This window comes from Priestia megaterium (genome assembly GCF_023824195.1).
GTDB classification, from domain to species: Bacteria; Bacillota; Bacilli; order Bacillales; family Bacillaceae_H; genus Priestia; species Priestia megaterium_D.
Genome location: NZ_CP085442.1, coordinates 2,412,368 through 2,437,303, shown reverse-complemented (window position 1 = coordinate 2,437,303; position 24,936 = coordinate 2,412,368). Strand labels below are relative to the sequence as shown.

Here is a 24,936-nt window from a genome sequence, read left to right as displayed (position 1 = left end):
AATGCATACAAGGACGGTACTAACAAGAATAACTACCGTGATGAGTAAAGTAATTTGGGCAAGTAAGCTAGGTCTTCTATTCATGTGAAGAAAACGCATACATTCCTCCTTTTAATGAAATGAAATTCCGGCTGTTATTTCAAGTGTAGCATAAAAAAAAGGAAGTTTAGCACCAAACTTTAAATGTTTATAAACAGACTTCAAAAGGGAAAAATAGGCCGAATAAACGCTTGACTTAAAGTATACTTTAACAATTATAATAAATTCGAAAACAGCGAAAATGGAGGAATCAACATGAAATATACAGTAATCACTGGCGCAAGTTCGGGAATTGGATATGAAACAGCTTTAGCTTTCGCAGCGCGCGGAAAAAATCTTATATTAGCTGCACGTAGAGAGGACAAACTGGATGAGTTAAAAGGAAAGATTGAAGAACTGAACCAAGATGTAAATGTTATTGTCCAGTCGGTTGATTTATCCGTGGCAGAAAATGCTCATACGTTTTATGAGTCACTTAAAGAATATGAATTAGAAACGTGGATTAACAATGCTGGATTCGGAAACTTTGCTTCTGTCGGTGAACAAAAGTTAACTAAAATTGAAACAATGCTTCATTTAAATATTGAAGCCTTAACCATTCTTTCATCTCTATTTGTAAGAGATTATGAAAACGTTGAAGGTACACAGCTTATTAATGTCTCTTCGGGAGGCGGCTATACCATTGTTGCTGATGCAGTCACTTATTGCGCAACAAAATTCTACGTAAGTGCATTTACAGAAGGTCTTTCTCAAGAATTAAAAGGAAGAGGAGCAAAAATGCAGGCTAAAGTTCTAGCTCCAGCTGCTACTGAAACAGAATTCGCACAGCGTTCGATGGATATGAGTGATTTTGAATACGAAGGACGAGTACCTAAGTTTCATACGTCAAAAGAGATGGCTGCTTTTATGTTAGATCTTTATGATAGCAATAAAACGGTAGGACTTGTAGATGGAGTGACTTACGAATTTCAATTAAAAGATCCTATCTATCCATATGCAGAAAGAACAACAAGCTCAAATTCGTAAACAGAAAAGCACCCTTTTAGGGGTGTTTTTTTATGGACTCTGCTTTCACTCTTTATTTCCTGATTTTTGTTTCACTTTTTTGCACATACTAACCGAACGGAGGTGACGAAAATGGGTACAAAAAAATCTGCTAACCGAGGTCAAGTAGCTCCTGGTGTTAACCCTCAAGGACACGGAAAAGATGTTGAGTTTTCAACAGAACCGAAAAGTGAACTTGAAAACAAAGCGAAAAAATCAAATACCAAAATTTAATTAAAAAGGAGAAGAGTACTCTTCTCCTTTTTCTCCTTCTTAACTATTTTTTCAAAAACAAACTCCACAGATCGTTTCCTCCTTTCTGCTTCTTATAAAATTGGATCAATGGTATAAAAAAGTATACTATACAACAAAAATGTGCGTACTTGTTAAGATAAATTATATGATTTATGATAAATCTGCAAACGGTTTTTATGGCAAATTGTATGTTAACTAGCTGTTAGTTGTAAGCTATACAGGGTATAGGATACTCTGAACAGTTCATTACTAAATATTTTTACAGAAAGGTTGTTTACACATGAACAATACAGATAAAAAACAAGAAATTTTAGATGCGTTTAACTTTCGTCATGCTACAAAAGAGTTTGATCCAACGAAGAAAATTTCCGATGAAGATTTCCAATTCATTTTAGAAACCGGGCGCTTGTCTCCAAGCTCAGTAGGTTACGAGCCGTGGAAATTTTTAGTTGTTGAAAATGAAGATTTAAAAGAAAAATTAAAAGCTGTTTCTTGGGGAGCACAAGGCCAAATTCCTACAGCAAGTCATTTTGTTATTATTCTTTCTCGTACAGACGCAAGATATGACTCTGAATATGTATTGGATCTTCAGAAAAATGTAAAAGAAATGCCAGATGATGTATTAGAGACATTAATGCCTCGTTATAAAGATTTCCAAGAAAATGATTTTCACTTGTTCGAAAGCAAGCGAGCGCTATTTGATTGGGCTAGCAAACAATCTTATATTGCACTAGCTAATATGATGACATCAGCTGCTCAAATTGGTATTGATTCTTGCCCGATTGAAGGCTTTAACTATGACCAAGTACATGAAATTCTAGAAGAAGAAGGATTACTGGAAGACGGTAAGTTTGATATTTCCGTTATGGTTGCGTTCGGCTACCGAATTCATGAACCTAAACGCGGAAAAACAAGAAGAAGTATGGATCAAGTTGTACAGTGGATAAAATAATAACAAAAAAAGAAGGGCTGACAGCAATGTTACCCCTTCTTTTTTATATCTTTATATGCTGCTATAAAGGCGGCAGGATCGGTATGTATGGTATAGGCGAACATCCCTTGATTTGTATGTAAGTATAAAAAGCCGCTTTCTTTTGAAACGCATTTGTAAGAGATGTCAAATACGCTGTTAATGTGAAAGCAATCATTCTCTGTTTGAATATTATCAGTATATAAGCACATGTCTTTTGAATGCTGAATCGTCACCTTTTGTGTTCGTTTTATTTTTCTTTCAACGTATGTATAAGGAATCATAGAAATAATGCTCATAGCACCGCTCAAACCCCTTCCTCATGAATGTTTTTCTTTTAAAAGCCAAAACACCTTGTTAACAAAACTCTATCACTTACTAAAAAACAATTCCAGAAATACTCTTTCTGGAATTGTTTTTAAGATTGTTGCTCTTTATTTTCTTCATCTTTACAAAAGTCGATATTACTGTTTGTCATAGACGCAATAGCAGGAGAGCCATTTCCAAACGAAAAACAAGCTCCTACTGATTTTGTATTTGCCGTGTGGCTATTTTGTACAACACAGCCTACGCTTACATTCGAATTGTCTTTTAACCCGTTAGTCACGATATTCTCAATGTTAATAATACAGCCCATTTTAACACCTCTTTCGTTTCTATTAACGTATGTCATCTCTGCATATATGTATAGGATGTTCGCCTATTAATAATAAGTTGTTTGCTGCAAAATACAAAAAAAGAATCTTCGTATACCCTTTAACCAGAGAAGACACTAAAATGATGTCTTCTCCTTAAGTGAATTTAACTTTTTACAGCTTTTTCCCAGTCTGATGCAAATTTTTCAATTCCTTGTTCTGTTAACGGGTGTTTTACTAATTGTTCAATTACGGCATACGGAATTGTAGCAATATGAGCCCCAGCAAGAGCTACTCGTGTAACGTGATCCGGGTGTCTCACTGACGCTGCTATAATTTGTGAGTCAATGTGTTGAATTCGAAATAGCTCCGCAATTCGAGATACCAGATAAACACCGTCTTCTGAAATATCATCTAAGCGTCCTAAAAATGGCGATACGTATGTGGCACCGGCACGGGCTGCTAGAAGCGCTTGATTCACTGTAAAAATTAACGTGACGTTTGTTTTTACGCCTTTTTTAGCTAGATAACGGGTTGCTTCCAATCCAGCAATGGTCATAGGAAGTTTAATCGTTATATTTTTGTCTCCTCCATTAATTTTTATAAGCTCTTCTGCTTGAGCAATCATGTCGTCTGCTGTTACTGTATCCGGCGTCACTTCTGCTGAAACAGATTCTACTTCCGGGACTGTTTTTAAAATTTCTTCGATGCGATCTTCAAACTTTACGCCTTCTTTAGCTACTAGCGATGGGTTTGTAGTAACACCTGATAATACCCCAATTTTATATGCTTTTTTAATATCTTCTAGGTTAGCTGTATCAATAAAAAATTTCATCATGTATTCCTCCAATCGTTATGTTAAAAACAGCTTTTCAGGGGCGTTTTTGCATGACTTTATGTTCAAATGGAATTGCCCTCTTCATATTGTCTTCATAAAATAAAATTTATTTCCTTTCAAATGCTGTATGTTTTTCTCCAAGTTTTCCCTCCTTTAAACTCATCGGAATAACTTTTATTTGCATGTATCATACTAATGATGTTGAAAAACCCCTCATATACTCCACTAAAAAACCTTCAGCATTTATGCTGAAGGTTGAGATACATTCTATTCTTAATTTTTTAGTCCTCTATAGCGAGCTGTTTTTAATTCTTGAACGTAGGGTTCAAAGTCCGGCATCTCTACAGCTCTCGCCAATTCGATCGCTTTTTCAATATCGTATGGAATACGCACAAATTGAATAGAAAATGCTGAAGGACTTTCGTCTTGATCCTTTCCTTCTAAGATAAGATAGGAAGCTTGTGGTAAATCAAGCGGGTTTCCTACACTTCCTACATTACATAGCGTTTTCCCTTTAATATGTTGAATAAATGCATTATGTACATCTCCGTAACAGATGACATCCGGCTCTCTTGATCCTTTTATATTTTCCGTATATTCCGTATTAGCAAATAGACTAAGGCGCTTTTCAAGTGAATCCCAGGGTTGAATTCGGTCATAAAGACTTCTAGGTGAAGCGTGAAACATTCTAATTAATTTTCCGCTCATCATAAACTCAACAGAAAAAGGAAGTTCTTTTAAGTATGCCTCTTGGGTTGAACTTAACTTCTTCTGATGCCATTTCAACGCTTCAAATTCCGCAGGCTTTGTAATGAAGTCATCCCAGTTTCCCATGACTGTTACTTCGCACTTTTCTTTTATGATATCAATCGCTTTACTTGAATCCGGTCCTTTTCCTACTAAATCACCTAGACAAATGATGCGATGGATATCTCGTTGTTGTATGTCAGCTAAAACTGCTTCTAATGCAGGAAGATTTCCGTGGATATCTGAAATAACAGCAATTTTGTCCATTGATTCCTCCACTCCTTTTTCATATGTATGTATTCAATTCTTTTCTTTATTATAACATTTTATAATAAGACCGTTTACTAAAACGGGTCCTCTTCATTTAACAAACAACGGTATAATTCGAATGGACATAAAAGGGAGGAATAAGAAGTGGATTTTTATAGACCAAGAAGAAATCTGTCTTCCTTATTTATTAACATAAAATAAAGGAGTACTGTAATATATTTATACGAGTACTCCTTTATTGGTAGTGAGGTAGTATAGAGAGTCGTAAGATACCTCATTTATCTTGAGACTTTTGGTTTATAACTTATTGAACACCAACTGCGTCAAATGACTTACCTACTGAAATTACTTCTTGAGAGCCTGAACCGTATAGATCAGCAGCAGCTTGTGCTAAACCTGCACGAGCTTGGCTAAACGTTGTAGACTGAGTGAAGTATAGCGTATTAGCACGGTAATAAATTTTTCCTAGCTTATCGCCGCCGATGCCTGTTACAGTAACCCCGTAATGCGTTCCTCCGTTAGCTAGCAAGTAGGCAGCTTTGTTGATAATACCACTGTTTGTATGAACTCCGCCGTTGTCACTAGAACCTGTATAGCGCTTTGAATAATGATCCGGATCTCCATATTTTGCTGGGCTACTCATTGAACGAAGCGCATCACCGCTTGTTCCAGGCGTATAAATATCTTCTCCAATTTCCCAATCTGGATTTCGGTTGTCATAGTATTCTACCAACGTTCCGAAAATATCGGAAATCGCTTCGTTTAATGCACCTGATTCATATTGATAGATTAAATTAGAACTTCTTTCTGTGACTGCATGCGTCAATTCATGTCCGATAACATCTAATCCTCCTGATAACGGAACAAAAGTATATCCATCTCCATCTCCATATACCATTTGAGAGCCATTCCAAAACGCATTGTTGTAGCCGCTGCTATAATGAACAGTCGATTTTAGGGGAGCTCCTGCATTGTCATAGGAGTTGCGGTTAAATTTGTTTTTATAATAATCATATGTCACGCCTGCATAATAGTGAGCATCTACTGCAGCTGCATCGCGGGTTGCATTGTACGTATTATCGGTATCTGCCCATAGCGTACCCGGAAGAGATGTACGATTTTTTGCATCGTACGTATAGATTGTGGCGCCTCTTGTATTATCTTGTAAGTAGTAAGTAGAACTAGATAACGTTGTCTTTAAGGATTTAGTATCTCCAAGCACTCCTTTACCTGAGCCAATAGCATTTGTGCCTGTTACAGGTTTCGCTGCCGGCTTTGCCGCTTGCTTCACATCGGCTTTTGGACCAGCTACGGAATCAATCGTATTGTACTTATTTAGCACTTTACCGCTAGTAGCATCAACAAAGTAATAATAGTTGCCTGGTTCAGGGCTTAAGAAATTTAAATTTACTACATAAGCATACGTTGTGTCTGAACCATTTTGATAAACATACAGTTCAGATGAAGGGGATTTTTCATACGTCGGTTTAAAGCCTAAATCTTTTTCAGCTGCTTGAATCGCCTTTTTGCTGTCAACTTGCTTTTGTCCTTTTAGCTTTTCCTTTTTATCTAAATCAGGAGCTACTGTACCTGATACAACTTTTAAGGTTCCATCTTGCGCTACGTGTGCTAATTGAGTAGATCCCCAAACAGGAATATTATTATATACCTGCTGCAAGCGTACAACGGTTGCTTGTTTAACGGGATCTTTCACTACTTCTGTCACTTTAAATGAGTTTTGAGCATTTTCGTTTCCTAATTTATATTTGTCTTTATTTGTATTCATATAGTGAAATACGACGTCTTGAGCTTTCTGTGATGATGGGCCTGAAAGCTTTCCAGAAATAAATTCAGGAGATTTAATTTCTTTGTTATACTTTTCGGTTGAAAGTACATTATTTGGCGCGGCACTGCTCGTATGTGCAAAAGCAAATGATGAAGAAAGGATACCAACTGATAATAATACCTTTAAAGCCTGTTTTTTCTTTTTCATAGTTTTTTCTCCCTATCCCTAGTAAATTTAATTACCGCAATTTTTCTGTTAATTTCGATAATTAGCAACATTATAGCAACTAAAAATTACTACGTCTATATATTATTTTAATATTCCTATTATTATGGAAATTAAGAATAAACCTTTTGCAATAAGTCTTTTTTACCTATTTAAACTATATGAAAATCATTTATGTTGATTTTCATACAAGTAAAATAATTCTTCTAGTCAGCTTATAAAAGCTAGCGCCTAGGGAGTGTTATTCGGTCTTACTATCAGTCCTGCGAAGCATTTTACAAAAATTACTTATAAGGAAAATTATAAATTTCAGACCGTTTTTATGGCTTAAATTTACTCTTCCTCTTCATTATTTTATTTTTTTAATCTATTAATTAAATTTTTTATATGTTTTTTATGTACGTGCACAACATTATTTTATTATAGTACTGCCCTTCTTATGAACATAAAAAAGCACGAATCTATTAAAATCTTTGTAAATCCGTGCTTTTTCTGTTTATTTCAAGCATGTACAACCAACGATAACTAATAAAACAAATAGTACAACGATTAATGCAAAACCGCCACCGTAACTACCGTAGCCGCCGTAGCCATAACCACCGCCGTAACCCCAGTTGTAAAATCCCATTTCACTTCACCTCCGTAGCCTGTTTACTCTATAGCATATGTACAGGCTAGAAAAAATGCTCGCCCATTTATCGCCCTTTTATGACGATAAAAAAGAGATTGAGACATAACGAAATCAAACCAATCTACAGACGAACAAATGAGATAAGGATCGCTTGTTCCAGCGCTGTTGATTTCCGTGCAAGACTTCGCTTTCCACAGGAGTCTCCGCCTTACCCTCCAACCAACCCCTAGAAGCAACTAACTAGATGAAACTCATGTTCACCATAACAATAAAGAAATCCGAACGATGAATCGTTCGGATCTTCCTTCAACTAAAATACTTTTGTCCCAGCCTCTTTTAAGATAATAAATATTAACTTATTTACTTTTAGAAGCTTGTTCTTTAAAGCGAAGTATGTAATACGGAACAATACAGATAACCGCCAAAATGAGAGCCGTTAAACTGACTATGCGGGGATTATTAAGCCCAAAAGAATAGTCTCCAAAAGATGCTCCAATCGCAATAATAGCAAAAATAATATACAGAATACGAAATATGTTAATCCACTTTTTCTGTTTAATCGTAACCACTCCTTTGCTTGTTTTACTCCAACATAGAATATTATAACTTTACTAAACAACTTGTTGCAAAATTTCTTCTTCCTTTAACTGATTACCTTTTATTCTAACGGTAAACAAATTTCCACACTCGTCCCTTTGTTTACTTCACTTTCAATACTAAGAGTTCCTTTATGCTGTTGGATAATATTAAAGCAGATCATTAACCCTAACCCGATTCCGTCTTCTTTAATACTGTAAAATGGTTCACCTAAATGTTTGATGCGTTCTTTTGAAATTCCTACACCTTCATCAATAATTTGAATATGAATATGATTGTTGTCCTTTTTTCTCAGCTCAACTCTAATTTCTCCTCCGGAAGGCATTGCTTCAATCGCATTCTTAAGAATGTTTATAAACACTTGTTTCATTTGATTGCTTTCGCAATATACAAAAGGCATTTCTCCATATAAGTTAAGTTCAATAAAGATGTTTTTCATGGTTGCTTGAGGCTGCAGCAATAAAATCACTTGTTGAATTAATAGCTGTAAATCAATCGACTGAAATGTTACGGCCTGTGGTTTTGCCACAGACATGAATTCATCTGTAATCATTTCAATACGCTCAATTTCAGAGGATATAATGTTCATATAGATTAACTCTTCTTTACTCGCTTTTTCAGTTAATAGCTGCACAAACCCTTTGATGGCCGTTAAAGGATTTCTAATTTCATGAGCAATAGCTGTAGCAAGCTGCCCGACCGCTGCTAATTTCTCAGATTTCTGCAGCAACTCTTCTGTTTTCAAGTATTCTGTCCTGTCTCTTGAAACAATAAGAAGCACTTTTTTGTTTTCTATATTGAACAATTTGCCACTATATTCTAGTTTCTTTACTTCTCCAGACTTAAATGTAAACTGCGATTGCAGCGTAAAAGAAAGATTTCCTTTGCGAATTTCTTCGACTGTTTTTTGAACAATGTCAGAATCTCTAGGTATAATATCTTGGCAAGGCATGGATAAAAGCTCTTCTCTCGTATATCCAAAGCGCTTACAGCCAGCTTCATTTACTTCAACAAAACGAGAAGGAAAATGATTCGAACCTATTTCAAGTAAATAAATTGCGTCGTTTGCATATTCAAATAACGTGCGGTACTTTAACTCACTTTCCTTAAGCTTACGATGCAGCAAGTCAAGCTCTATTCTAGCTTTTTTAGCTTCAGATATATCCACACATACTCCAGACAGACCTATTAACTCATCTTTCCCATTAAAAATTGGAGAAATAGTGATGCGAAGGTCTACTAAACTTCCATCTTTACGAGCTCTTACAACTTCTACTCGATTGATTGCTTCCTTTTTAGCGACCGTCTTTTTTATATTCTCACTTACATCCTCACTAAAAGCTCCTGCTATATCGTAATATTTTTTCCCAATCACTTCATGGGCTTTCCACCCATATACTTTTTCATACGCTTCATTAACTCGCAAAATCCGCCCTTCTAAATCAGTTATAATCACCGCATCCATGTGATGATTAATAAAAGACTCTAGCTGTTCTTTTGTATACTCTAACTCTTTTTTTATTATTCTGACAAATATAGAATCTTCTCTCTCCTTGCATGAATCTGATGCAGCATAGGCAGCTTCTTCTGCTACGGCGTAAAACTTACGATAAAATTCTATCGTGGCCACGCCGACTCCTAGTCCAAGAATCCCAAAAAGGAAATATTCTAATTCGGTATAAAACGGCGACCGAATAGGTGTATTCCAGAAGTAATTTGTCAGTAAGACATGAACGATAAAATGAATAAAGAAATAAAGAAAAGATTGTTTTGAAAAAGAAAACTGCTTTCTATATCGGATAAGAGGAAGGGAAAGCAAAAAGGTGAAAATTAAAATTAAAATAGTCAGTATCCAATGACTTTCTAAATAGATACTGCACACAGCCATACTAATACCCGCAATTGCACCGGCTCTATAACCAAAATATAGAAGGGTCAAAATAAGAGGAAGAAATCGCAAATCATATGTAACCTCTTGATAGGTAACGCTATACACCATGAGAATAGCAGAAACGATACTTGCATAAATACCGCTAACCAATTTGTATTTTTGGGCTAGACGTTGCAGCAAAAATATCCGTATTGCAATCATAATGCTAACCAAAAATGAGAAAATACATAAGTTAACAAATAATCCGCTACTAATCACGCCTTTTATTCCTCCTTTACTTGTACATAGACATTAAAAAATTCCCTTATATAGAGAGTGTAACATGAATAGACGCAACTCTTTCTAAGATAATAAAAAAACTAGTCTCGCCCGAGGCAAGACTAGTTTTTTTATTATCTATGTTGGTCTTGATACATAGGTCCTTCTGAAATCATATTACTTTCAGAAACGTACGTAGGATCTGAATGAGCATCTTTATTTAGGCTAGCATTTACCTGCTGTTTTTTAGATAAACTTGAAAGTTTGACTTTAGCACTTCGAACAAGCCCTTTTACTTTTCGACGTTTCGCAGCATCACTTAATATATAAGACGTAATGCCGACTCCTACCGTTGATAGCGTAATACCTGATATCAATGCTTTTTGTTTTCGTTTTCTCATAATAGCTCCTTCCTTGTACCTTTTTGAATCTTACAATAACTTTTCCCCCTCAGGTAATCTCTCAAACCCGATTATTCAGATTATTCACTTCTTTAACAAGACGCAGCAGCGTATCCGCTCCTGCTATTCCATCTGAAAAAAGGCCATATCGATCCTGAAATTTTTTCACTGCAGCGATTAATTCATCTCCGTAGAAACCGTCTGCTCCAAACCTTGGAAGAAAAAAACCTAGTGCAAGTAAATTTTGCTGAATTTGTTTGACTCCTATCCCTTTATCACCTTTGGAATACACAAAAGGTCCTTTTGTATTATTTGTCACAGAGAGATTCGTCGTAACTTCTTTAAAAAATGAGTAGTCCATTTCGTTTATATCCACATTTGTAGAAATGCCTTTTACTCTGCCAGAATCCGTATACTGAAACATTGCCCATCGCTGCCATTGACTTAGCTCACCAGGGTGTTGCATACCGCCTTGTCTGTTGGCTGCACTATATCTTGCTACCCACAAAGGATACTTACTTATTTCGTTTGTAAAAAAAGTTTTAGCAAAATGATAGTTCGTATATACGATAGGCTTAATCCCTGTTGTTTTGTGAACATGCTCGAGCCAGCTTACGGCAAAGCGAGAAACAAATTCTTTGGACTTTTTCTTATCTTCTTCTAGATCCAAACACGGCGGAAGGTCTAGTTTCATTTGTCCAAGCTGAGTAATAAAAAAAGCAGCTTCTTTCTCCGGACTATTTGTACAGTGAGCATAATGATAAAATCCTACTCTCAAGCCCGCATTTTTAGCACCTATATAATTTTCATAGGATCTAGGGTCTACAAAAGTTCCCCCTTCTGTTAACTTTATATACACCCCTTTTACTGAGGTGTTTTTTATTTCTTTCCAATTAATGATTCCTTGATGATGAGAAACGTCGAGAATAATAGGATTATTTGAATGTCGCCTTTGCATAGTTTTCACCTCTTTTGCTAGCTTCCTTATGTATACGACGAATCTCTCAAAACCCCTGTTTTTTCTGGATCCTGATATTCTTTTATAACAATGTGTAAAACGTTGCTCATTTGAATGGCTAAATAAGCTTCATGTTTTTTGTCATAATAACGATACCATCCTTGCGTATGAATAATAGATTCCTCAAGCTCTTTTACATTTTCTGATTCAACCAATGTACTGATTGATTTTTCATTTCCAAAATAAAACTTCACTTCGTACGTCACTTGAATTCCTCCTTTATAAACATGTACATACCCTAATCGTATGTACTTGAATCTAGTATAAGGAAGTGTAAAATTCCTTTTAATCCGCATTTTCTTTTTTGTGTTTATTTAGAACAATGTTTATTTTATTAAAAAAAGAAGCCAAGCAGCTCAGAATGCTTGGCTTCTTTTTTTATTTTGATGGATGAATCATATTAGCTGGATTTACCCATTGCTCAAATTGTTCTTCTGTCAGAAGGCCTGTTTTGACCGCTGCTTCTTTTAATGTCGTTCCTTCCTGATGGGCCAGCTTGGCGATTTTAGCCGCATTTTCATAACCTATGTGCGGATTTAATGCTGTTACAAGCATAAGAGAATTTTCTAGATTATGCTGAATCTTTTCTTTGTTGGGTTCAATTCCTACTGCGCATTTATCGTTAAAAGCCTGCATGGAATCTGTCAGCAATCTGACTGATTGTAAAAAATTATAAATAATAACCGGCTTAAATACATTTAATTCAAAGTTTCCTTGACTAGCCGCAATGCCAATCGTCACGTCATTCCCTAACACTTGTGCAGAAACCATTGTTAGAGCTTCACTTTGAGTTGGATTTACTTTTCCAGGCATAATAGAACTTCCTGGTTCGTTAGCAGGAATCGTAATTTCACCTAATCCGCTCCGAGGACCGCTTGCCAGCCAGCGTACGTCATTGGCGATTTTCATTAAGTCAGCTGCTAAGGCTTTGAGTGCACCGTGGGCATAAACCACTTGATCGTGACTTGTTAATGCATGAAATTTATTAGGTGCTGAGATAAATGTTTTTCCAAGCGTGCTGCTGATTTCTTTCGCTACTTCATTGCCGAAGTCAGGGTGTGCATTTATCCCCGTCCCAACAGCTGTACCGCCAATAGCTAGCTCCTTCATATACTCTACGCTTTGTTTAATCATTTCTTCATTCTTTTCGAGCATGTGATGCCATCCGCTAATTTCTTGTCCTAGTGTTAGCGGTGTAGCATCTTGTAAATGGGTTCTGCCTATTTTAATAATATCTTTAAACTGCTCTTGCTTCGCAGCGAACGTTTCTTTTAATGTTTTTAGAGCAGGCAATAATTGATCTTCGACTTCTAGTACAGCTGCAATATGAAGAGCTGTAGGAAAAGTATCGTTAGAGCTTTGTGACATATTGACATCATCATTTGGATGGAGCGTTTCGTCGCCATTTATTAGCTGGTTTCCTCGGTGGGAAATCACTTCATTTACATTCATGTTTGATTGCGTTCCGCTTCCTGTCTGCCATACCACTAAAGGAAAATGTTCATTCCATTTCCCTTCAATAATTTCGTTAGCAGCTTGTACGATGGCTTCCGATTTCCCTGCTGATAGTTTGCCTAGTTTATGATTACTAATAGCCGCGCTTTTCTTCAAAACTGCAAAAGCGCGTATTACTTCAACCGGCATTTTTTCAATCCCTATTGGAAAGTTTTCTTTACTTCTTTGCGTTTGCGCTCCCCATAGTTTATCTTCTGCCACTTTGATTTCTCCAATTGAATCTCTTTCGATACGATAGCTCATAGTTAGAACTCCTTTTCAATATTTTCTTTACCTATTAGTATTGATTATATGGATGAATTTCATGACATAATAACAATTATTCACTGTTGAAAATTCCCTTTATTTTATTTTTTAAACGGTCTTAAATAATTTGATTATTTAGCTCATAGTTTATTTTGATTTCTTAACATAAAAAAAGATCTGAAGAATACGCTCTTCAGATCTTTTTTGAATACGTCTAATTTTACTTATGAATCCATACAGCACCAGCTGAATTGTCTTTTGCTTCACCAATTACGTCTAATTTTAATCCGTTTTGAGGAAGCAAGCGGCCTGCATCTTTAATTCTTTCATCTAAATACGATTTTTTGTCGTTGAAGCTTGTAACTCCATTTGATTCTTTAGATGAAATAGTTCCCCACGTTTTATGAGAATATGACCAAGCAAGTGATTTATCAAATGAGAACGCCGCGTCTGCAATTTGATATCGGCTTGAATTTGCTGTAGTGCTAATCCCATTCACATTAAAGTAAAGAACTTTATGAGCATGTGAATCAACTACACCAAGGAATCCTTCACCCGGATGTTGTCCTACCCAGTTATCAAGATAGCTTTCATCTGCGTACCAAAGCAGCATGCCTGTATTATATTTTGCACCGCGCGCGAATTGAAGTGCTTTATCACTGCCTGCATAGTTTCTCCACTCAAGGTAATAATAGTTGTCTTTATAGCTGATGCCGTTTGTCTTTTCAAATCCATCTAACGTTACTTTTGGCGCTCCTTCAGCATCGTCCGTAAATACCGTTTTTCCATCTACTACTAAACTGGCATTATCAAGTGCAAATCCTTGAAGAGCAAGTCCTCCGTCTGTTACGTATTCAAATTGAAGCTTGATTTTTTTACCTAGAACCTTCGTTAAGTCATAGCTTTTATCTTCCCATTTTCCGCCGGAGGTTTCTGCGGAACCGTCTGCATTATTCGCTTTATCACCAATTGTATCTAACAGAACTTTTGAACCGTCAGGAAGAATCGCATTTACATATAAATAATCGTATTCTGCCTCTACTTCATAGAACGCTTTATAATTGAACGTCGCTGTTTTGGCCGTTGTTAAATCAAACTCTGGCGTCGTCATTATCGTATGCAGATCGTCTCCGCGTTTACTGTAGTAATAATTGCTTCCAAACTCTGGCTTAATCCCTTGAACAGCTTTTTTAGGTAAATTAATCTTTACAATACCCGGTCGTTTAGACTTTGTGACGCTTTGATCAACCACACTTACAGAGCCCGATTTTGTAATGTTTTTGCTGTTGATTTGTTGGATATTTGCCCAGTTTCCACCCATATTTGCTTGGAAAAACTCTTTATTTTGCGGGGAGAAACTTGTCGGTTCTGTTCCAGCTACTTCACCAGCCCAGCTCCCTCCGCTCATAATTGACCAAACGCCTACCGGCTCACCTTGACCCGTATACTGTGTATCATACTCATCCGGCAAACCTAAATCATGGCCAAATTCATGAGCAAAAACGCCAACTGCTCCGTCTTCTGGTTCAATTGTATAATCATAAGCAGCCATGTTTGTTTCAGGAACTTTATACACTTGTCCCAAAGTAGAGCGATGAGACCAGATAGCATCGTTTCCTAGTTTACCTCCACCTGCTTCTTGCCCAGTTCCAGCATGAATGACCATTAAGTGGTCCACTATGCCGTCAGGCTCATTGCGGTTGCCGTCTCCATCGATATCATATTGATCGAATTGATCATAATCTGAAAGGTTAATGCCGCTCTTTGCTGCTGCAGCAAGCGCTTCTTTTACAAGATTACGGGGCCCTTTAGATCCAGGCGCATTATCGTTTCCTCCCGCTGGATTGTCTGCTCCGTATTCTTTTGCGTTTCCAGGTACAGTTAACCAGTCAGAAACCGTTCCATCTACTGTGTAACTACCTCCAGACTGTTCTTCATAATATTGTTTAAACGTTTTAATTTTCTTTCCGTTAAATAGCGTAAAGTCTTTCTTTCCAAACATTAATTGCTGATAGTGATTTCGGTTAAAATCTTTTGCATACATGTAACCAGGTTCTTGAACGACATTGTTGTGCTTAAAGTCTGCGTATTCGACTAAAAGAACAAGAACTTTATCTTTTCTCACTTGTCCTTTATATTTTGCCTGAGCTGCAGGTTTAACGTTTACCCCGTTCCCCGAATTGTTTCCTTGAGACTTAATATTAGCAAATTCGCCTCGTTGAAACTTTTCTTTTTGTTTTGTTTGCATTTCTTTAGCTTTCAAATCAATTTTGCTAGCTTTATGTCCCTTCATGCTCTCTTTATGTGCATCTTTTTTGTTTATGTAAGAAGTAACGGCTTTCTTCACTTCTTGCGGTGTTGCACTTTGAGAAATAACTCCTTGGTTTTTCAGTGCGTTAGCCAATCTTTCTTCCGGTACTGTATTCATATCAATTGGTGAACTCGGAAGTTCCTCCGATTGTGCGGTTTTAGCTGAAGCAGTACTTCCATTCATAAGTACTAGCCCCACTCCGCTTAATGTAACAGTTGTGGCAAGAAAAGATGTCCCCAAAATCTTTTTCCAGCTTTTCAAGTAAACCCCTCCATTTTAGAATTTTCAAACTATTAGCAAGATTTATTTTATATTCTAAAACTAGGAAGGTCAACTACATTTTACTATATTATTAAAATTTTTTTATTCTAGTAGATAATGTAAAATAGTTTTATAGTATGTAGCTAGTTTTCTTTGCCTGACAATTAAAATGTCTGATAAACCCTTCTTACATATGCAAATTACATGCCAAATCGATAACCAAAACTAAAAATACATGAAGCGTATTTTTTTAGGAAATTAGAACCATCTTTTCCGTATTACTATTATATAAAAACAAAAATTCCCCATTATGGATACAGAAAGATAAAAAAATCACTTCTCGATAGACGAGAAGTGATGATCTCTGTATTTAAGAATGTTCTTTTTGACGCTGCAGCAAGATATGATAGAGTGACATGCTCCAAATAGATATATTACGCGCTGCGATTTCATAAGGTTTTTCATCAATTTTAAACAAGAAATCCCCTTCATAACTCACGGATTTCCCTTGCTTTTCTAGCTCTTGTTTAACAGCTTCAATCCATTCTACTGCATTCGTATAATGTTTGTTCAAACGAACTTTAATAGTTTGATTCCTGTAATGAATAAAAGATGTAATTCCCCAAAAAATTAAGACAAGAAAAAGTACCATATACAGCAATTGCATGATAACGATCCCCTTCTTCCTTCATTTCATTATTTTCAATGAAGACTTAATTTAGATGAGTAAATATTACTATTCTCCTTTCCTATCGTCATCTCCTTTAAAAAAGTAAATTCCTTTTCCACGTGGGCGTATAAAATAAACCCATGTACGTGCTCCCTCATCTTTTTTACTAACGTTTTCTGTTAAAAAATGATAAGCTAATAGAATGATAAATAGAAAGGGAGGGCGACGAGTTGTCAACTGAACAAGTGAAATTAGCAGCCGTTTTAGATGTTGAAACAACGGGATTAAGTGCTCAAACATGCGATATTATCGAACTAGCCATTGCTGTTGTTTCTTATGATTCTTCTACCGGAGAAATAATCGACATTGTAGAAGAATATGAAGAATTTAATATGCCTTCAACTCCCATTTTCCCGTACATTACAAACTTAACGGGAATTACAAATGAGATGGTCAAAAATAAAACATTAGACGATAAAAAAGTGGAATCGCTGTTAACTAGCGTTTCGGCTATCATCGCTCATAATGCTTCTTTCGACCGCAGTTTTCTTTTAAAACGGTATCCATCTTTATTTAACCAAAAATGGCACTGCTCTATGCGTGCTGTCAAATGGAAAGAGTACGGCTTTCCTAATAAAAAACTAACAACGCTTCTTGATCATCATAATATTGAGAGAGAGCACGCTCACAGAGCTATGGATGATGTGAAAGGAACCATTGACTTGCTTAGACAGCAAAATCCTAGCGGAGAGCCCTATTTTTCTGAAGTATTAAAAAAAGCAATGAGCAAACCTAAAAAAACAGCGGCTTCCACTCGTTTTTAACTCAACAAAAAAAGCGCAGCTTCTGCGCTTTTTTTGTTTTTATTCGCATGTTTCTTAAGTGTTGAGTTATATGTTTGAGGAGTATGATTGGAAACAGCGAGGTTGTAAACGCACCGGAAGAAAAAGAAAAGTGCCTGCTTTCAAGCAAAAAAGCCGCGGAGGAACAAACTGAACAGCTGGACGAAATCAGCTGAATTTCTAATAATCTGGGAGATTTTAATTATACTTCTCTTATCTTTTGGTTTTGAAGATCGTGATGCGTTTGTTCTAGTTCACTTAAATTCAATTCGTACAAATGTCTCCCGTCTTCTGCTTTAAAGTAACCCGATTCAATAATTTGATTCATTAAAAGATCTTTCTTTTGCTCAAATGCTTTTTCAGATGTCATGTTATCATCTCCTTTTTTAGGTAAATATCTTTCATAGAAAAGACGTACACCGCTTGTGGCATACGTCTTGTTGCTTTTCACACTCGTTACCTATGTTTAAAAACAACGCAATCGTTACATTTTATCGAGAAGGCTGCTTTTTGTATGTCTTGCAGCCATATTGAACATTTTGGTGATGCACTACTTTTATACCCTTCATGATGTTCTTAAAACGCAATTAGAAAAAGATTTTCACAAAATTTGTTTTCCATCTACTGCCCCGCTTTCAAAATGCGGCTGTGCGGTGATTTTTTTCGTTGCTAAACTGACCACCATTAATACAACTAAATTAATAAATAAAGAAATAACGCCGACATTTGTATCTTTAATGATTTGTGGCAACGCAGGAAACAACGTGCCAAGCGTTGTTTCAGTAATCGTTATATACATCACAGACGCAATGCCGGCAACAATACCTGCACACGCCCCGTATTTAGTCACGATATTGTTTTTCATTAAACTAAAAATAAAAGCAGGAAACAGCTGCGTCACAATGCTGTAGCCCATTAGTAAAAGCGTTACAATCGTATTCCCTCCATGAAGCGTAAAATAGACTGAAACAAGCGCAATGACCGGTACGAAGCATTTAGCCAGTATCGAAATTTGTTTGCCCGTCGCTGAGGGAACAAGAACGCCATAAACGTTTTTAGATAGTGACGTAGAAGCTGCCATCAAAAGCATCGATCCAGGCACAAGTGCTGTTAATAAACCAGCTGCGCCAATAAAGCCGACAATCCACGGATCAAATGTTTGAATGGAAAGACGAAGCAGTGACAAGTCCGCTTCTGCGCCTTGTAGTCCAGGTACCTGCATAAGAGCAGTAAACCCTACAAAAAAGACAAAAAGCAGCATTAACGTATAAATAGGACTTATAATAGAATTCTTTCGAAATACATTCTCGTTTTCAGCTGAATACGTTGCATTAAACGTATGCGGCCACATGTAAAATCCTAATACGGTCAGCATGACTGTAGAAATAAACCACGAAATACTTAGCCCTGTCTTGGGAAGAGTAAGAAACGTTGGATTTGCTTGATGCACAGCCTCAAACATTGGCTGTAAGCCTCCGTAATAATGAAACGGCATATATATTCCTAAAAATAATACGACAATAAAAATCATAATATCTTTGACAATAGCCGTCCACGCGGAACCATGTATGCCTGATATCATTAAGTAAACCGTTAATGATATGGCTCCAATCCAAATGGCTGCGGTTGAAGAGATAGAGCCATAAGAAGCTTCAGATACAATAATACCTAAGCCTTTGAATTGTAAAATAATATAAGGAACAATTGCCAGCACCCCTGCGCAAGAAACAACGATGCCTAGAAACGGGCTGTTGTATTTTGAAACAAAAAAATCCGGCTGAGACATGAGCTTATGTTTCTTCGCATATCGCCATATTTGCGGACCAATCCAATACCCTAACACGTACGCTAAAGAAATATAGGCTAAAATATAAAACGCTGGCCCTCCTTTTCCATATGCCCAAGCGCTTCCTCCTAGAAACGTAAAAGTAGTATAGATTTCACCCGCCATCAAAAAGAAGACAAAAATAGTTCCAAAACCTCTGCCGCCTACGCTCCACTGTTCTAAATCCATTTTTTTGCCTCGCGTAGCTCGAATTCCAAGATAAATAGCTAAAAGTAAAAAACCAAAAATAATAATCAGAGCGGTATTCATTATTTATCTCCTCCTTTAACAGCAGGATCGAGCTTGTACACAATACCCATAATAAAAGACGTAAGGATTACCCACATAACAATCCAAAAGAGAAAAAAAGGCATCCCTAAAATAAACGGCGTCACTTTGTTAACAAAAGGTAATAAACCTAATATTCCTACAAACGGAAGCAGGCAAAGAAGATAAATTATTTTCATAGAACTCCTCCTTAATCACACGGCTTATCAGTGCTTATCTAGAACTTTAACTATCTCATTATGTACTTCTCTTATTCTTCTCTTTACACCTCCATTCTTGAACTAAACGAGACGTTTGGCATAGAAAACCGCCGTTTGTTTGCTCCTTAGTATCTTCCATTTGTCCCCATGTGAAAAGGAGTTTGTAAGGCATGCTTACAAGATTTTGAATGCAGCAGAATATAGACAAACAAAAAGAAACGGAACTGAGAGTAAAGGTCTCAAACAGTTCCGTTTCGATCTAGCATTTCTATACTTTATTCTTCTTCTTTTTTCTTTACACCAAGCGAAGAGAGAGCTTGTTTTAAATGTCCAAACGTTTCAATTTTATTAAAACTAATTCCTACATTAACAGCCGTCTGAGCCATGTCAGGACTCACTCCTGACATAATCGCATGGATGCCTAGCAGCTGCAAAATGTTAATCAAATCAAAAAATTTGTGAGCAACATACGTATCTACATAATTTACACCCGATAAGTCAATGACTAGATGCCTTATATGTTTTTCTGCACACCTTTTTGGAACAACCTCGATAATAGAATCACCTTTGATTTCATCAATAAGCCCTACCAAAGGCAAGACCGCGATGTGATCTACAATTGGAATGACAGGAAAACTCGTTTCGTCGATTAGCTCTTGCTGAAGACTTATTTTTTGCCTTGTGATTTTATAATACTGTTCGGAGAATTCATTAATGAGTTTATCAAATGTTGTATGATAAACTTCACTCCAAGACAGTATATCTTCTTTTGTAATAGATGAATGTATCAGACTATATGTTTTGACATACGTCCAAATAATTTTTCTTGTTTTGCTTAGCGCTTCTACTACTTCGTAAATCGGCGTATCAAATTTAATTCTGCTGTTTACTACTTCCGTCGTCCATTTCATCATACGTTGTTTAAAAATCTCTTGATCGTCAAGAAAGCCGCTCGCAATTGTTTCGATCGTATAAAGATGCTGCTCGCGCAGCTTTTTCTCAACTGAAGCATCTGCGTCCTTTGAGTAAATCGATCCTTTTATATTACTTCTTTGGCGCAGCCATTCTTCACTGATAGAGGCTGAATTCTCTAAAATATATTCAAAAAGACGTTGATTTTGTTCACTCACTACTGTTTAACCTCCGTTCACTTTCTCCTTCTGTCCAATTACTTACAAAACGCACCTTATGATAAATTCATGCTTCATATTTTTTCCTCGTCCATCTCTATCATACACGATAACCGCTCTGCATACTTATAGAGAATTAGATATAAACAAGCAGGTATTTGATTATCTACATAGATAAACTGCCGTGTATGATGCAACTATCATTTATTTTCACATGAAAGGATGTTAATTGTATTGAAAAAATCAATTATTTTGTTGGGGATTCTCGCTACAAGTATTGGATTATCCGCTTGTTCAAACAATGCAACAACTTCTTCTGCCACAAACTCTTCTGCACATTCAGGTCATGAACATCATAAAGCTGCAGTTGCTGATATTCGAGAAGAGACTTCAGGAGCAGATGTTTTACCACAGTTTTTGAAGAACCAGCCTAAAGATATGAAACTAGTTTATCTATCCGTTGCTAAAAACCGTGAACTACTTGAAAAAATCCCTTGCTACTGCGGATGTGGCATGGAAGCGAATCACAAAAATAGCTATGACTGCTTTATTTTTAAAAACAAAAGAAATGGAGCAGTTGTCTGGGATGATCATGGAACAAAATGCGGATTGTGTATAGAAATTGCAGCTAAAGCTATGCTCGACTATAACCGAGGCAAATCAATAAAAGATATTCGCAAAGACATCGATGAAAAATATAAAGAAGGCTATGCACAACCCACTCCTACTCCTTCCTTGTAGAACATTGGCATTTTTTAAGTAAACATTCGCGACAGGTATATATAAAAGTAGAAGATATCAAAAACACGTTTTTTTTAGCGTTTTGAAAGCTGATTCGTCTTCGAAACAGCAAAAAACACTCAAATAGCTATTTGAGTGTTTTTTGTGTACTATTCTTTCACAAACTCTTTTGTACTTCTTACTGTATCAATCGGACGGACGAGCTTCTCAATTTCTGCACGTTTTGGCTCTAAAAACGGAGGCAGTGATAATTTTTCTCCGAGCGTTTCGTAAGGTTCATCTCCCATAAATCCTGGTCCATCTGTCGCAAATTCAAATAAAATTTGCGGAGCCACTCTTGCATACAACGATTCAAAGAAGTGACGATTCACATAACCAGACGTATGGAAACCAAAGCTTGGCATTCGGTTAATCCATTCCTCAAGAGCCTGTCGATTTTCTACGCGAAAAGCAACGTGATGAACCGTTCCAAAACCTTGCTGAGCCTGCGGAAGTTTTTCATTGTGTTCGACTACTACTTGCGCACCGTTTCCTCCTTCTCCTACTTCAAATAGGTGAAGATCTCCCTCTTGAGCAATCTCTTTAAATAAAAGGACTTTTTCCATCATTTCTTTAAAGTAATTAAACTCGGCAATACGAATAAAGATAGGACCGAGTCCCGTAATAGCGTATTGAAGAGGTACAGGGCCTTTTTGCCAAGGAGTGCCTGATTCAACTCCTTGATTTCCTTCATCGGAAATTAACTGATACTGCTGATCGTCAAAATCAACAAACGAAAGCGTCTTTTTCCCAAATAGCTCTTGAATCCCCGTATGCTTTACTTCTAGGCGATCAAAGCGCTTTACCCAATAGTCTAAAGCCGCATCATTTGGAACGCGGAAAGATGTTTTTGAAATTTCATTTGTTCCGTGAGAACCTTTTGGAATGCCAGGAAAATCAAAAAAAGTCATGTCCGTTCCGGCGCTGCCTTTATCATCTGCGAAAAATAAATGATACGTTTGAATATCATCTTGATTGACCGTTTTTTTAACTAAGCGCATACCTAACACATATGTGAAAAATTCATAATTCTTTTCTGCACTGCTTGTAATAGCCGTTACGTGGTGTATTCCTTTTAAGTGGTTCATTCTACATTCCTCCGGATAAATCGTCTAGTTTATCATTCATTATTTATCTTTAATTTAAATATCTTTAATTAAAGATAATATACCATGATTAATTTTCCTTTGTCAATAAAGTATGGATGATCTCGGAAGGAAATATGTATATTTTTACATTTAACCAAAACATTATAAATGAGGACGAGCCAAATCCGCAATAAAACACCGTATAAACAAAGAGCTTTTACAATTCAAAAGCTCTTTGTTTATTCTTTAATCTTCAATACGCTTGATTATAACCGCAGGATTGCCTCCGACTACCACGTTATCAGGAACATTCTTTGTCACAACGGCACCCGAAGCAATTACCGCATTGTTGCCTATTTTCACTCCTGGATTAATAATGGCTCTTCCCCCAATCCAGACGTTATTTCCTATTTCTACGCGCTTTCCAAACTCAGCTCCTGAAATTCTTTCAAGGGCATGCAAAGGATGAGTTGCTGTATAGATATGTACACCTGGTGCAAGAAAACAATTATCTCCTATTCTTATTTCACATACATCTAAAAGTACGCAATCAAAGTTAGCATAAAAATTTTCTCCAACATGAATGTTAGAACCGTAGTCACAGCGGAAAGTAGGCTCAATGTAAAGAGAATTTCCCGTAGAACCAAACAGTTCTTTTAATAAGTTTGTACGTATTTCTTCTTCCCTTTCTGTTGTTTGGTTATAAAGCCTTGTTAATCTTCGAGCGTTTTCACGTTCTTTCATTAATTGCGGATCAGCGGAAAGATATAATTCTCCATCCAGCATTTTTTGTTTTTCTGTTTTCATTTTGCATCCCCTTTTTTGTAGTTCCTTCTCTAACCTATACTGATTTATTTCTCTTATACGATATCATGTTTTTAAACCTTTGTCCGGTATTCGCTGAGATTATCACCCACCAGGCAAACATTAGTTAATTTAATAACTCCCGGAAGCTAATTTTTTTAATCTTTTTATATAAAAGGAATAGTAAGAGAAAATTTCATCACATATACTATATAAATTTATATAAAAGGCAGGGATATCATGAAAGCACAGCGCTTGGTAGATGACCAAAAAGGAACATACAGCAAGGAAGTTCAGAAGCACTTTAAACTAAAAATAAATGGAAAAATTTATACACAACCCTCGCCACAATCACCTTCCTCACCCCCTATGCAGAAGAAAAATCTTAAATACAAACCTCAAAATAAAGTTCTACGCACGTATGATAAAAAAGATAAAACATTAAATGACACACAAGAAAAGCTCATAAAATCTGCAAAAACTAGATTAACTAAACATGAAAAGCTTCTATTAAGCAATCAGCTTTCAGAATCTGCGGCTCTTTACTCACCTTTTGGGTTAGAAGAGCTGGTACGAATGGCTAGTAGAGAGGAGTGAACGATTTGTGTTGGATGAAAAAGTAATCATTGATACAAACATTTGGGCTTCACATGCGCTTAATTATCCAGAAGTTGTGGAATATATTAATGAACTTATTTCAAATAATGCGGAATTTTTAATGCCTACCGTTGTAGAAATGGAACTTCTGTCGCATTGGGAAGTAGAAACAAATCCTCAAGTCAAAGCAGTAAAATATCATTATATTTACGATATGACAGATAAGATCGTAGACGTTACAAGTGAAATCGCGCAGCTAGCAGCCCAAATCCGCCGAAAAGCTAAAATAGAATCCAATAAAAAAATTAAAGGTCCGGATGCGATGATTGCCGCATCTGCTTTTATACATAATGCAACACTGATTTCCAATAATAATAAAGATTTTGCTTGGATTACATTTAATTTCAGCTATCGAGGTCAACAATTATCTTATGTAAATCCTATTAAAGACACGATTGCTTACGCTTCTTTTATTAAAAGCTTCGAACTTCCCAACCCTCCCGATACTGATAACTCACAAGAAAACGAGAAGGAAAGCTAATTTGTTTTTATTTTCAAAATACTCCTTGTCTCGCGCCTTTTTCAAATTAAAAGTTTGATGGTACATACTCCAATTCTTTCTATGTTGAATACAGTAAAAAGCATAAAAATTTAGGCGGTGAAAATAGTGAATTATCAATATTACCCGGAACAACCTTTAGAAGAATATCAATATGGCTATGATTATTATTCGAATCCCCATGAAACTGACGAAAGATTCCCTTATGGTTATTA

The 24,936-nt window shown here is 36.4% G+C and carries 26 protein-coding genes and 1 pseudogene; 7 read left to right on the top strand and 20 right to left on the bottom strand.

Annotated features, from left to right (window positions below; all coding sequences use genetic code 11):
• Positions 1 to 294 precede the first annotated feature (294 nt).
• The 3 genes from LIS78_RS12315 (at position 295) to LIS78_RS12305 (ending at position 2,290) form a co-directional block, all read left to right on the top strand.
• Positions 295 to 1,065, top strand: coding sequence for an SDR family NAD(P)-dependent oxidoreductase (locus tag LIS78_RS12315; protein WP_252285260.1), 771 nt, complete (start codon positions 295 to 297; stop codon positions 1,063 to 1,065).
• A 111-nt stretch (positions 1,066 to 1,176) separates the two neighbouring features.
• Positions 1,177 to 1,317, top strand: a complete 141-nt coding sequence (sspL, locus tag LIS78_RS12310) for a small, acid-soluble spore protein L (RefSeq protein WP_013057030.1) — start codon at positions 1,177 to 1,179, stop codon at positions 1,315 to 1,317.
• A 301-nt stretch (positions 1,318 to 1,618) separates the two neighbouring features.
• Positions 1,619 to 2,290, top strand: a complete 672-nt coding sequence (locus LIS78_RS12305; RefSeq protein ID WP_252285259.1) for an NAD(P)H-dependent oxidoreductase — start codon at positions 1,619 to 1,621, stop codon at positions 2,288 to 2,290.
• Positions 2,291 to 2,319: 29 nt separating this feature from the next.
• On the opposite strand, the gene LIS78_RS12300 is transcribed toward LIS78_RS12305, so the two are convergent.
• The 14 genes and pseudogenes from LIS78_RS12300 to LIS78_RS12235 all read right to left on the bottom strand — a co-directional run bounded on the left by LIS78_RS12300 (position 2,320) and on the right by LIS78_RS12235 (position 16,605).
• Positions 2,320 to 2,607: a 3-isopropylmalate dehydratase gene (locus LIS78_RS12300; protein WP_252285258.1), complete on the bottom strand. Its 288-nt coding sequence runs from the start codon at positions 2,605 to 2,607 to the stop codon at positions 2,320 to 2,322.
• A 119-nt stretch (positions 2,608 to 2,726) separates the two neighbouring features.
• Positions 2,727 to 2,945 carry a spore germination protein gene (locus LIS78_RS12295; RefSeq protein WP_028413367.1) on the bottom strand — a complete coding sequence of 73 codons (219 nt, stop codon included), beginning with the start codon at positions 2,943 to 2,945 and terminating at the stop codon, positions 2,727 to 2,729.
• Positions 2,946 to 3,109: 164 nt separating this feature from the next.
• Positions 3,110 to 3,778 (bottom strand): fructose-6-phosphate aldolase, encoded by a 669-nt coding sequence (fsa, locus tag LIS78_RS12290; protein WP_013057026.1) that lies wholly within the window; start codon positions 3,776 to 3,778, stop codon positions 3,110 to 3,112.
• 276 nt (positions 3,779 to 4,054) lie between these two features.
• Positions 4,055 to 4,795 carry a metallophosphoesterase family protein gene (locus LIS78_RS12285; RefSeq protein WP_195780047.1) on the bottom strand — a complete coding sequence of 247 codons (741 nt, stop codon included), beginning with the start codon at positions 4,793 to 4,795 and terminating at the stop codon, positions 4,055 to 4,057.
• A gap of 307 nt (positions 4,796 to 5,102) precedes the next feature.
• Positions 5,103 to 6,701 (bottom strand): annotated as a pseudogene (locus LIS78_RS12280) (M4 family metallopeptidase); the annotation flags it as partial.
• A gap of 604 nt (positions 6,702 to 7,305) precedes the next feature.
• Positions 7,306 to 7,437, bottom strand: a complete 132-nt coding sequence (locus LIS78_RS12275) for a YjcZ family sporulation protein (RefSeq protein WP_016764087.1) — start codon at positions 7,435 to 7,437, stop codon at positions 7,306 to 7,308.
• A 359-nt stretch (positions 7,438 to 7,796) separates the two neighbouring features.
• Positions 7,797 to 8,009 carry a hypothetical protein gene (locus LIS78_RS12270; RefSeq protein WP_013057022.1) on the bottom strand — a complete coding sequence of 71 codons (213 nt, stop codon included), beginning with the start codon at positions 8,007 to 8,009 and terminating at the stop codon, positions 7,797 to 7,799.
• A gap of 89 nt (positions 8,010 to 8,098) precedes the next feature.
• Entirely contained in the window at positions 8,099 to 10,186 is a 2,088-nt protein-coding gene (locus LIS78_RS12265) for a PAS domain S-box protein (protein WP_252285256.1), read from the bottom strand.
• 134 nt (positions 10,187 to 10,320) lie between these two features.
• Entirely contained in the window at positions 10,321 to 10,587 is a 267-nt protein-coding gene (locus tag LIS78_RS12260) for a YbyB family protein (protein ID WP_014460133.1), read from the bottom strand.
• A 61-nt stretch (positions 10,588 to 10,648) separates the two neighbouring features.
• Positions 10,649 to 11,545, bottom strand: a complete 897-nt coding sequence (locus tag LIS78_RS12255) for a GH25 family lysozyme (RefSeq protein WP_252285255.1) — start codon at positions 11,543 to 11,545, stop codon at positions 10,649 to 10,651.
• A gap of 26 nt (positions 11,546 to 11,571) precedes the next feature.
• On the bottom strand, positions 11,572 to 11,811 hold the full coding sequence (locus tag LIS78_RS12250; protein ID WP_013057019.1) for a hypothetical protein: 240 nt from the start codon (positions 11,809 to 11,811) through the stop codon (positions 11,572 to 11,574).
• Between the two features lie 172 nt (positions 11,812 to 11,983).
• Positions 11,984 to 13,363 (bottom strand): class II fumarate hydratase, encoded by a 1,380-nt coding sequence (gene fumC, locus LIS78_RS12245; RefSeq protein ID WP_195780051.1) that lies wholly within the window; start codon positions 13,361 to 13,363, stop codon positions 11,984 to 11,986.
• A gap of 223 nt (positions 13,364 to 13,586) precedes the next feature.
• Positions 13,587 to 15,938 carry an immune inhibitor A domain-containing protein gene (locus LIS78_RS12240; RefSeq protein ID WP_286676958.1) on the bottom strand — a complete coding sequence of 784 codons (2,352 nt, stop codon included), beginning with the start codon at positions 15,936 to 15,938 and terminating at the stop codon, positions 13,587 to 13,589.
• Between the two features lie 370 nt (positions 15,939 to 16,308).
• Positions 16,309 to 16,605 (bottom strand): hypothetical protein, encoded by a 297-nt coding sequence (locus LIS78_RS12235; RefSeq protein WP_252285253.1) that lies wholly within the window; start codon positions 16,603 to 16,605, stop codon positions 16,309 to 16,311.
• Positions 16,606 to 16,838: 233 nt separating this feature from the next.
• On the opposite strand from LIS78_RS12235, the gene LIS78_RS12230 reads away from it, so the two are divergent.
• The gene (locus LIS78_RS12230; protein ID WP_013057015.1) at positions 16,839 to 17,432 is read left to right on the top strand and encodes an exonuclease domain-containing protein; all 594 of its coding nucleotides are present in this window, start codon (positions 16,839 to 16,841) and stop codon (positions 17,430 to 17,432) included.
• 220 nt (positions 17,433 to 17,652) lie between these two features.
• Here the strand turns inward: LIS78_RS12230 and LIS78_RS12225 are convergent, their stop codons facing one another.
• The 4 genes from LIS78_RS12225 to LIS78_RS12210 all read right to left on the bottom strand — a co-directional run bounded on the left by LIS78_RS12225 (position 17,653) and on the right by LIS78_RS12210 (position 20,893).
• Positions 17,653 to 17,820: a Fur-regulated basic protein FbpA gene (locus tag LIS78_RS12225; RefSeq protein ID WP_013057013.1), complete on the bottom strand. Its 168-nt coding sequence runs from the start codon at positions 17,818 to 17,820 to the stop codon at positions 17,653 to 17,655.
• Between the two features lie 231 nt (positions 17,821 to 18,051).
• Positions 18,052 to 19,545 carry a sodium:solute symporter family protein gene (locus LIS78_RS12220; RefSeq protein ID WP_252285252.1) on the bottom strand — a complete coding sequence of 498 codons (1,494 nt, stop codon included), beginning with the start codon at positions 19,543 to 19,545 and terminating at the stop codon, positions 18,052 to 18,054.
• Positions 19,545 to 19,742 (bottom strand): DUF3311 domain-containing protein, encoded by a 198-nt coding sequence (locus LIS78_RS12215; RefSeq protein WP_013083119.1) that lies wholly within the window; start codon positions 19,740 to 19,742, stop codon positions 19,545 to 19,547. Before LIS78_RS12215 ends, LIS78_RS12220 begins: the two co-directional genes overlap by 1 nt.
• 296 nt (positions 19,743 to 20,038) lie before the next feature.
• Positions 20,039 to 20,893 (bottom strand): STAS domain-containing protein, encoded by an 855-nt coding sequence (locus LIS78_RS12210; protein ID WP_098325346.1) that lies wholly within the window; start codon positions 20,891 to 20,893, stop codon positions 20,039 to 20,041.
• A gap of 234 nt (positions 20,894 to 21,127) precedes the next feature.
• Between LIS78_RS12210 and LIS78_RS12205 the strand changes: the two genes are divergently transcribed.
• Positions 21,128 to 21,634 carry a PCYCGC motif-containing (lipo)protein gene (locus LIS78_RS12205; RefSeq protein WP_252285250.1) on the top strand — a complete coding sequence of 169 codons (507 nt, stop codon included), beginning with the start codon at positions 21,128 to 21,130 and terminating at the stop codon, positions 21,632 to 21,634.
• 149 nt (positions 21,635 to 21,783) lie between these two features.
• Here LIS78_RS12205 and LIS78_RS12200 read toward each other — a convergent pair whose 3' ends face one another.
• Together LIS78_RS12200 and LIS78_RS12195 are read right to left on the bottom strand one after the other, a co-directional pair.
• A complete protein-coding gene (locus LIS78_RS12200) occupies positions 21,784 to 22,761 on the bottom strand; it encodes a ring-cleaving dioxygenase (protein ID WP_116072311.1) in 978 nt (325 codons plus the stop codon).
• 246 nt (positions 22,762 to 23,007) lie between these two features.
• Positions 23,008 to 23,568, bottom strand: coding sequence for a maltose acetyltransferase domain-containing protein (locus LIS78_RS12195; RefSeq protein WP_252285249.1), 561 nt, complete (start codon positions 23,566 to 23,568; stop codon positions 23,008 to 23,010).
• A gap of 237 nt (positions 23,569 to 23,805) precedes the next feature.
• On the opposite strand from LIS78_RS12195, the gene LIS78_RS12190 reads away from it, so the two are divergent.
• Together LIS78_RS12190 and LIS78_RS12185 are read left to right on the top strand one after the other, a co-directional pair.
• On the top strand, positions 23,806 to 24,162 hold the full coding sequence (locus tag LIS78_RS12190) for a hypothetical protein (protein WP_195780056.1): 357 nt from the start codon (positions 23,806 to 23,808) through the stop codon (positions 24,160 to 24,162).
• 7 nt (positions 24,163 to 24,169) lie between these two features.
• On the top strand, positions 24,170 to 24,703 hold the full coding sequence (locus tag LIS78_RS12185) for a PIN domain-containing protein (RefSeq protein WP_252285247.1): 534 nt from the start codon (positions 24,170 to 24,172) through the stop codon (positions 24,701 to 24,703).
• Positions 24,704 to 24,936 lie beyond the last annotated feature (233 nt).

Excerpts from the sequence above, each read along its gene's own strand:
- LIS78_RS12295 (WP_028413367.1), bottom strand. The coding sequence starts at position 2,945 with ATGGGCTGTATTATTAACATTGAGAATATCGTGACTAACGGGTTAAAA.
- LIS78_RS12315 (WP_252285260.1), top strand. The coding sequence starts at position 295 with ATGAAATATACAGTAATCACTGGCGCAAGTTCGGGAATTGGATATGAA.
- LIS78_RS12305 (WP_252285259.1), top strand. The coding sequence starts at position 1,619 with ATGAACAATACAGATAAAAAACAAGAAATTTTAGATGCGTTTAACTTT.
- sspL (WP_013057030.1), top strand. The coding sequence starts at position 1,177 with ATGGGTACAAAAAAATCTGCTAACCGAGGTCAAGTAGCTCCTGGTGTT.
- LIS78_RS12260 (WP_014460133.1), bottom strand. The coding sequence starts at position 10,587 with ATGAGAAAACGAAAACAAAAAGCATTGATATCAGGTATTACGCTATCA.
- LIS78_RS12220 (WP_252285252.1), bottom strand. The coding sequence starts at position 19,545 with ATGAATACCGCTCTGATTATTATTTTTGGTTTTTTACTTTTAGCTATT.
- LIS78_RS12255 (WP_252285255.1), bottom strand. The coding sequence starts at position 11,545 with ATGCAAAGGCGACATTCAAATAATCCTATTATTCTCGACGTTTCTCAT.
- LIS78_RS12195 (WP_252285249.1), bottom strand. The coding sequence starts at position 23,568 with ATGAAAACAGAAAAACAAAAAATGCTGGATGGAGAATTATATCTTTCC.
- fumC (WP_195780051.1), bottom strand. The coding sequence starts at position 13,363 with ATGAGCTATCGTATCGAAAGAGATTCAATTGGAGAAATCAAAGTGGCA.
- LIS78_RS12200 (WP_116072311.1), bottom strand. The coding sequence starts at position 22,761 with ATGAACCACTTAAAAGGAATACACCACGTAACGGCTATTACAAGCAGT.
- LIS78_RS12275 (WP_016764087.1), bottom strand. The coding sequence starts at position 7,437 with ATGGGATTTTACAACTGGGGTTACGGCGGTGGTTATGGCTACGGCGGC.
- LIS78_RS12225 (WP_013057013.1), bottom strand. The coding sequence starts at position 17,820 with ATGACATCTGAAAAAGCATTTGAGCAAAAGAAAGATCTTTTAATGAAT.
- LIS78_RS12285 (WP_195780047.1), bottom strand. The coding sequence starts at position 4,795 with ATGGACAAAATTGCTGTTATTTCAGATATCCACGGAAATCTTCCTGCA.
- LIS78_RS12190 (WP_195780056.1), top strand. The coding sequence starts at position 23,806 with ATGAAAGCACAGCGCTTGGTAGATGACCAAAAAGGAACATACAGCAAG.
- LIS78_RS12300 (WP_252285258.1), bottom strand. The coding sequence starts at position 2,607 with ATGAGCATTATTTCTATGATTCCTTATACATACGTTGAAAGAAAAATA.
- LIS78_RS12235 (WP_252285253.1), bottom strand. The coding sequence starts at position 16,605 with ATGCAATTGCTGTATATGGTACTTTTTCTTGTCTTAATTTTTTGGGGA.
- fsa (WP_013057026.1), bottom strand. The coding sequence starts at position 3,778 with ATGAAATTTTTTATTGATACAGCTAACCTAGAAGATATTAAAAAAGCA.
- LIS78_RS12215 (WP_013083119.1), bottom strand. The coding sequence starts at position 19,742 with ATGAAAATAATTTATCTTCTTTGCCTGCTTCCGTTTGTAGGAATATTA.